Origin of the sequence: Actinosynnema sp. NPDC002837, assembly GCF_040295345.1 — a bacterium.
Taxonomy (GTDB): Bacteria; Actinomycetota; Actinomycetes; order Mycobacteriales; family Pseudonocardiaceae; genus Actinosynnema.
The window spans coordinates 1-6,597 of the sequence record NZ_JBEOVG010000172.1 but is presented as its reverse complement, the minus strand read 5'-3'; the positions used below and the strand labels follow the sequence as shown (position 1 = coordinate 6,597).

At 72.6% G+C, this 6,597-nt stretch carries 4 protein-coding genes and 1 pseudogene; 3 read left to right on the top strand and 2 right to left on the bottom strand.

Annotated features, from left to right (window positions below; all coding sequences use genetic code 11):
- Nucleotides 1-35 precede the first annotated feature (35 nt).
- Entirely contained in the window at nucleotides 36-3,491 is a 3,456-nt protein-coding gene (locus ABTZ99_RS44255; protein WP_499619148.1) for a S8 family serine peptidase, read from the bottom strand.
- Between the two features lie 157 nt (nucleotides 3,492-3,648).
- Here ABTZ99_RS44255 and ABTZ99_RS44250 point away from each other — a divergent pair, with 157 nt between their 5' ends.
- Both ABTZ99_RS44250 and ABTZ99_RS44245 read left to right on the top strand, forming a co-directional pair.
- Nucleotides 3,649-4,095 (top strand): alcohol dehydrogenase catalytic domain-containing protein, encoded by a 447-nt coding sequence (locus tag ABTZ99_RS44250; protein ID WP_499619147.1) that lies wholly within the window; start codon nucleotides 3,649-3,651, stop codon nucleotides 4,093-4,095.
- Nucleotides 4,047-4,697 (top strand): zinc-binding dehydrogenase, encoded by a 651-nt coding sequence (locus ABTZ99_RS44245; protein WP_499619145.1) that lies wholly within the window; start codon nucleotides 4,047-4,049, stop codon nucleotides 4,695-4,697. The genes ABTZ99_RS44250 and ABTZ99_RS44245 overlap by 49 nt, the downstream gene beginning before the upstream one ends.
- Before the next feature lie 18 nt (nucleotides 4,698-4,715).
- On the opposite strand, the gene ABTZ99_RS44240 is transcribed toward ABTZ99_RS44245, so the two are convergent.
- The gene (locus ABTZ99_RS44240; RefSeq protein ID WP_499619143.1) at nucleotides 4,716-5,852 is read right to left on the bottom strand and encodes an extracellular catalytic domain type 1 short-chain-length polyhydroxyalkanoate depolymerase; all 1,137 of its coding nucleotides are present in this window, start codon (nucleotides 5,850-5,852) and stop codon (nucleotides 4,716-4,718) included.
- A gap of 490 nt (nucleotides 5,853-6,342) precedes the next feature.
- Here ABTZ99_RS44240 and ABTZ99_RS44235 point away from each other — a divergent pair.
- Nucleotides 6,343-6,597, top strand: a pseudogene (locus ABTZ99_RS44235) (hypothetical protein); the annotation flags it as partial.

The following is a 6,597-nucleotide window of genomic DNA, read 5'->3' as shown; positions in this document are numbered from 1 at the left end:
CCCCACCACCCCCCCCCCCCCCCCCGCCACCGTGATCAAGCCAAGAGGCGATAGGCCCGCAGGACGGTCTGGTCGACCGTGTTGCCGTCCGTGTCGGAGGCGACGACCCGCAGCGAGACGTACCCGCCGGGCTTCCCACCCGCCGGCACCATCGACCTCACCGGCTTCCAGGTCGCGCCGTCGTCGAACGACGCGAACGCCTTGAGCTCGCGCACGGTCGCCTTGCCCGCACCCGCCTGCCGCGACACGGTGAACCGCACCGGCAGCGGCAGCCCGGCCCGGGCGCTGTTGCGCAGGTCGAGCGGGATCTCGTAGTCCACCTGCAACAGCGGCAGCCTGCCCTCCGCCGTGGCCGCGCTGGTGAAGCCCCACGTCGCGTGCACGTTCGTGGACAGCTCCAGCTGCGGCGCGCCGCGCGCTGCGTCGACGGAGAGCTCGTAGCGGCCGGGCTCGGCGGGCACTTCCCACCGGCCCCGCCGCGGGTCGCCGGTGAACCCGAGCGAGACGCCGTCCCGCCTGAGGTCCAGGCTGCCGTAGCCGTTGGCCAACCAGGACTCGACCGCGCGGTCGGTGGCGAACGGCGAGATCCTCGCCTCGATGCCGTTCGCGGTGCGGGTCACGCCGCCACCGGCCGCCCACTGCACGACCGACGTCCCGCCGAGCCGGGGCGAGGCGACCGCCGCGTTCCAGTCGCGCCGGTACTGCCTGCCCGGCTCGAACACGGCCGGTTCGAGGTCGGACCAGATGCCGACCATCGGGTCGCGCGCGTCCACACCGAACATGCGGCCGATGAAACCCTCCTGGTACCAGCCGATGTCGTGGCCCGCGCTGTAGAACTCGGTGCGCGCGACCGGTGCGACCAGCGCCTCGTCCAGCAGCACACCGAGGCTCTTCACGGTGTTGCCGCGCACCATCGGGTACAGGCGCTGGCGGACCAGGCCGTCACCGCCCGAGGACCGGTAGCGGGCCTTGACCTCGGCCAGCTCGCCGCGCTCCACCCGGTACGCCTTGCCGGCCGGCAGCACGCCCTGTTCGGGGAAGAACAGGTTGTAGCTGACCGGCGACGAGTCGACCGCGTGGATCTCGACCTCGCGCCCGATCGGCAGCTGGGCCGCGCCGTGGTCGGACGCCGACAGCACCGGCAACGCCGTCTGGGCCTCGCCCGGCAACGGCAACGGCCCGAGCAGCAGCACAGCAGCCGCGCCCGCGTCCTTCAGCTGCTGCGCCAAGGTGTAGATGTCCTCGTCGCCGCTGTCGACCAGCACGAGCGCGCCCTTGACGTCACCGTCACGCCGGGCCGTGCGGAACTTGCGCGTGCCGGGCGTGAAGTGGGGGCTCGCGTCGGCGTAGCGCACCGGCAGGCCGAACCCGCCCAACGCCACCCTGGGCCGCGCGGCCTTGAGCGTGGTCGAGTAGGACAGCTGCGGCAACGGGTCGCCGAACGCCAGGCCGTACACCGGCGTGGAGCCCTCGACCGGACCGCTGACGCCGGAGGTCTTGCCCGGCTCCATCGGCACGCTCAGGTCGACCTCCCGGTGCAGCGGTCGCACGTCGCCGTCCTCGAGGTCGACCGTGATCGGCTCGCCCCGCGCGGCGTCCAGCCGGACGGTCACGTCGGCTGCCAGCGACACCTTCCCCGCGAGCTCGGTGACCGAGATCGGCGTGTACCAGCTCGCGAGCGCGGAGTGCTGCTCGACGCGGCCGAGCACGGCGTAGTCGGAGACCGGCAGCTTGATCGTGCCGCGGCCCTCGGCGTCCAGCGGGAGGGTGCTCGACCTCCCGTTCGCCAGGTCGACCAGGAGCAGGAACTCGTTGGCCGGCGCCTTGCCGTCGCGCCCGGTCACCTCGACGGTGAGCGCGTGGCGTTCCTCCTGCACGTACGCGCCGACCGACGTGGTCAGGCTGACGCCGTCGGCGGTCGCCTTCACGTGCCCGAAGAACGTGCCGAGACCCTTGCGCGGGTCCAGTTGCACGACCACCGGCGCGGAGCCGTGCGCGGGCACCGTGACGTTCGACGGCACGGTGAAGTCGGCGCCCAGGTCGTGCCGGACCTCCAGCGTAACGGGCTGGTCGCCGTCGTTGTGGTAGGTGATCGTCTTCTCTCGCACCGCCGTGTGCGGCCACTCCACCAGCCCGAACGAGAGGCTGCCGACGTCCGCGCGCACCGGCTGCCCGACCGCGCGCCGCACGTCCAGCAAGCCCGTGCCGACGTGGTCGGGCGAGTCCGCGACCGGCTTGACCGACGCCATCAGGTGCGCCTTGAGCTGCGGCGCGGTCCACGTCGGGTGGCGCTGCGCCAGGATCGCGGCGGCGCCCGCCACGTGCGGCGCGGCCATCGACGTGCCGGTCAGCCGCGCGTGCAGGTCGCCGACCGCCTCGTCGGGCAGCGTGCCGCTCGCCCGTGCCGCCACGATGTCCGTGCCGGGGGCGGCGATGTCCGGCTTGACCGCGTAGTCGCCGAACCGCGGCCCGCGCGAGGACGACTCGTTGAGCTGCCCCTGCTTGGTGAGGTTCGCGACCGCCAGCGCCCCGTCGGCCGCGGCGGGCGCGGAGACCTTGCGGTAGGTGTAGTCGTTGCCCGCCGCGACCACGAACAGCGTGCCGGTCTCGGCGGTGAGCCGGTCGACCGCCTGCGACAGCGGGTCGGAGCCGTCGGTCTGGTCGCCGCCCAGGCTCAGGTTGACCACCTTGGCCTTGACCTCGCGGGCGGCCCACTCCATGCCGGCGATGATCGCGCTCTCCGGGCAGCCCCACGTGCCGCAGACCCGTCCGATGGCGAGCTTCGCGCCCTTGGCGACCCCGCTGTACGTGCCGCCGCGCCCGGCGACGGTGGCCGCGACGTGCGTGCCGTGGCCGACGTTGTCCTGGATGCCCTCGCCGGTGAAGTCCTCGGCGGCCACCACGATGTCCTTCAGCTCCGGGTGCTGCTGGTCGTAGCCGGTGTCCAGGACGGCGACGGTGACCCCGGCGCCGTCGAACCCGGCCTGCCAGGCGCCCGGCGCGTCGACCATCGGCACGCTCTGGTCGAGCGTGATCCTCGCCTTGCCGTCGAGCCAGAGCTTGCCCGCGCTCTGGACGCCCACCCGGCGCTCGGCCCACCGCCGCGCGGCCTCGGACTTCACGACCGCGGCCGACGCCCGGAGCCCGTCCGCGAGCAGCGGGATCCGGTCGGTCCTCGCGTCGTCGTAGCCGAAGTCGAGCAGTGCCGTGATGTCGAAGAACCGCTTGTCCACGCGGTCCTGCGCCAGCTCCGCCAGCGCGTCCTCCGGCACGACGAACTGGTGGTCCTCTTCGACGTACCGGACGAACCGCGCCCCGGGCCGACCCTCGATGCGGACGAGCGCCCCCTGCTCGTCGACGACCACCTTGTCACCGGTGATCAACGTGATGGCGCGGGCCTGTGCCCCGGCCACCGGCGCCGCCTGTGCCGTTGCCGGGCTCAGCAGCCCGGCCGCCAGCAAGGCGACCACCAACCAGCGTGCTCGACGCACGTGACCTCCCCAGTCGTGAACGCACTACCTCGGTGGAGACTCGTCAACGCGCCCACAGGTTGCTCGCCCGGTGGAACCGGTCGTTCACGGTTCGGCGCGCAGCGGTGATCACCCGCCCGTCCTGAAGAACCACGCGACTTCTGTCAGGGTGGGAACGGTGGAACAGACGATGACCGCCGCCGTGCTCACCCGGCACGGGGGGCTCGACGCCCTCCAGGTGCGCGACGACTGGCCCGTTCCCGTCCCCGGTGAGGGCGAGGTGCTGGTGCGGGTGACGGCGGCGGCGGTGAACAACACCGACATCTGGACGAGGGAAGGCGCGTACGGCCTGCCCGGGCAGCCGGACGCCCTGGCCGGGTGGCGTGGCCCGCTGCGGTTCCCGCGCGTGCAGGGTGGTGACATCGCGGGCGTGGTCGACGCGGTCGGGCCCGGTGGGCGCGCGAGCTGGTGGGCCGGCGGGTCCTGGTCGACCCGGCGATCTACCGGGACGGCGGCCCGCACGCGCCGCCGGTCGGGCTGCTCGGCAGTGAGGCCGACGGAGGTTTCGCCGAGCGCGTGGTCGTCCCGGTCGACCAGGCGCACGACGTCTCGGCGTCACCGCTGACCGACGACCAGCTCGCGTGCCTGCCCGTGGCCTACGGCACCGCGATGGGCATGCTCGAACGCGCCGGTCTGCGCGCCGGTGAGACGGTGCTCGTCACCGGCGCGTCCGGTGGCGTCGGCCTGGCGCTCGTGCAGCTCGCCGCCGCGCGCGGCGCGCACGTCGTCGCCGTCACCAGCTCCGCCAAGGCCGACGCGGTCGCCGAGGCCGGTGCGGACCGGGTCGTCAGCAGGGACGCCGGCGACGGCGCCGAGCAGGTGCGGTCGCTCGTGCCGTCCGGGTTGGACGCGGTCGCCGACGTGGCCGGTGGTCCGGAACTGGCCGCCCTGCTGCCGCTGGTGCGCGACGACGGGCGGTGGGTGATCGCCGGTGCGGTCGCGGGACCCGTGGTGTCGTTCGACCTGCGCCGGCTCTACCTGCACAACATCGCCCTGATCGGCTCGTCCATGCACACGCGGGAGCACTTCGCCCAGCTCGTCGAGACGGCTCGCGCCGGTGCGGTCAGCCCGCGCGTCGCCGGGCGGCACGAGCTCGTCGCCGTCCACGAGGCGCAGCGGCGGTTCCGCGAGGGCCGGCACGTCGGCAAGATCGTCGTCCTGCCCTGACCGACGTGCCGGCCCCGCTCAGATCGCGGAGCAGTCGGCCTTGTCGGTCCAGTCCGCGCCGCACCGGTACAGCGCGAAGGGCGTGTTGTAGCCGTGACGGGCGCCCAGGGTGTTGTACTCGGCGACGTCGATCCGCTGGGCCACGTAGTGGTCCGTCGCGGTGGCGGTGATCGTCTCGGTGTACGGCGGGCGGTCGGTCGTCGTGGTGGGGTCGGTCGGGACCGTGCCGCCGCCGTCGATGCCCCAGAAGCGGGCCAGGTGGTAGGCGGCGCAGGCGTTGACGTCGAGCATGTACGCGGCGGTGCTGCCGCACTGGGTGGCGCCGGTACCCGGGTCGACGGGCTGGCCGTGGTTCATGCCGGTGATCGAGTAGTGCTCGACCGTGCCGCCGTAGACGCGGTGCGGGTAGCCGGCCACGGTGTCGCTGACGTCCGGGGTCTGGTCGGTGCCGTTGACGTCGGTCCACTGCTCGACCAGTTCGGTCCCGTTGAGCGGGCGCACGGTCGTGTCCGCCGTACCGTGCCAGATGGACACCTTCGGCCGCGGGCCGGAGTGCGAGGACGCCGCGCGGACCTTGTCGCCCCACTGGGCGGGGCTGAGGTTCGTACCCGGGTTCATGCAGCCGAACGCGGACGCCACCGAGGTCGCGCAGTGGTAGGGCAGGCCGGCCACGATGCCGCCGCCGGAGAACACGTCCGGGTAGGTGGCGAGCATGACCGCGGTCATCGCACCGCCCGCGGACAGGCCGCTGACGTACGCGGACGTGGCGCCGTTGTCCTGCTTGGCCTTGTCCACCATCTGCTTGATCGACAACGCCTCGCCGGAACCGCGCCGGGTGTCGCCCGCCTCGAACCAGTTGAAGCAGGAGTTGGCGTTGTTCTGGGACTTCTGCTGCGGCGCGACGACGGTGAACTTCCAGCGGTCGGCCAGTTGCAACCAGCCGGTGGCCGTGCCGTAGCCCGTGGCGTTCTGCGTGCAGCCGTGCAGGGCGACCACGACCGGGCGGCCCGCCGGCAGCCCGGCGGGCACGTAGCGGAACATCTGGAGGTTCCCGGGGTTCGTCCCGAAACCCGTGACCTCCTGCAGGGTCGCGGCGGCGGCGGGTCGTGGTGACGAGACCAGGTGGACCGCGGTGGCCAGCACCACGGCGAGCACCGCGACGAGTGTCGCGGCAGGACCGCGGACGGCCGGGACAGGGCGACGATCCGACATGCGCATCCTCCACGTTGAGTGATGGCGGTCACTGGTGATACGCCGACGCTAGGAGTCCCGCGGGCCGTCCGTCGCTGGTGGACCGCGCCACTCTTCATCGCCCGCCGATGTGTGGAGCCGCCACAGCCCCGGAGCGTCACGAGCGCCGGACCGCCGCGACGCCGGTGCTCCCGTGCCGATCGCACCCGGTCGCGGCGCGACTGACCGAACCTTACCGACTTCGGTTCCGATACTTTCGTAAGCCGCAGAAGGTAGTGCGAGCAGCACTACCTTGGTCTCTACCTGCATTGTTGCGTCTCTATAGGTGATCTCAATCCTTGACTCGCGCGATCTTCGGCTTTAGTTTTCGAAAGCGTCGACGTCCGCTATCGCAACTTTCGAACCGAGCCGGTGCACCGCCCGGCGCGGTCCGGTCGTCCCCTTGGAGGAAGTGATGTCCAGAACTGCTGTCACCGAAGCCGGCAGGCCGGTGGCACGAGGAGGGCCGCGACGCGTCGCGGCACTGGCCGGTGCGGTCGGGCTGATCGGCGCGTTGGCCGTCGTCCTGCCGAGCGTGGCCAGCGCGGGCACCACGTTGGGCGCGTCCGCCGCCGAGAGCGGGCGGTACTTCGGCACCGCGGTCGCGGCCAACAAGCTGGGCGACTCGACCTACGTGGGCATCCTGAACCGCGAGTTCGACATGGTCACG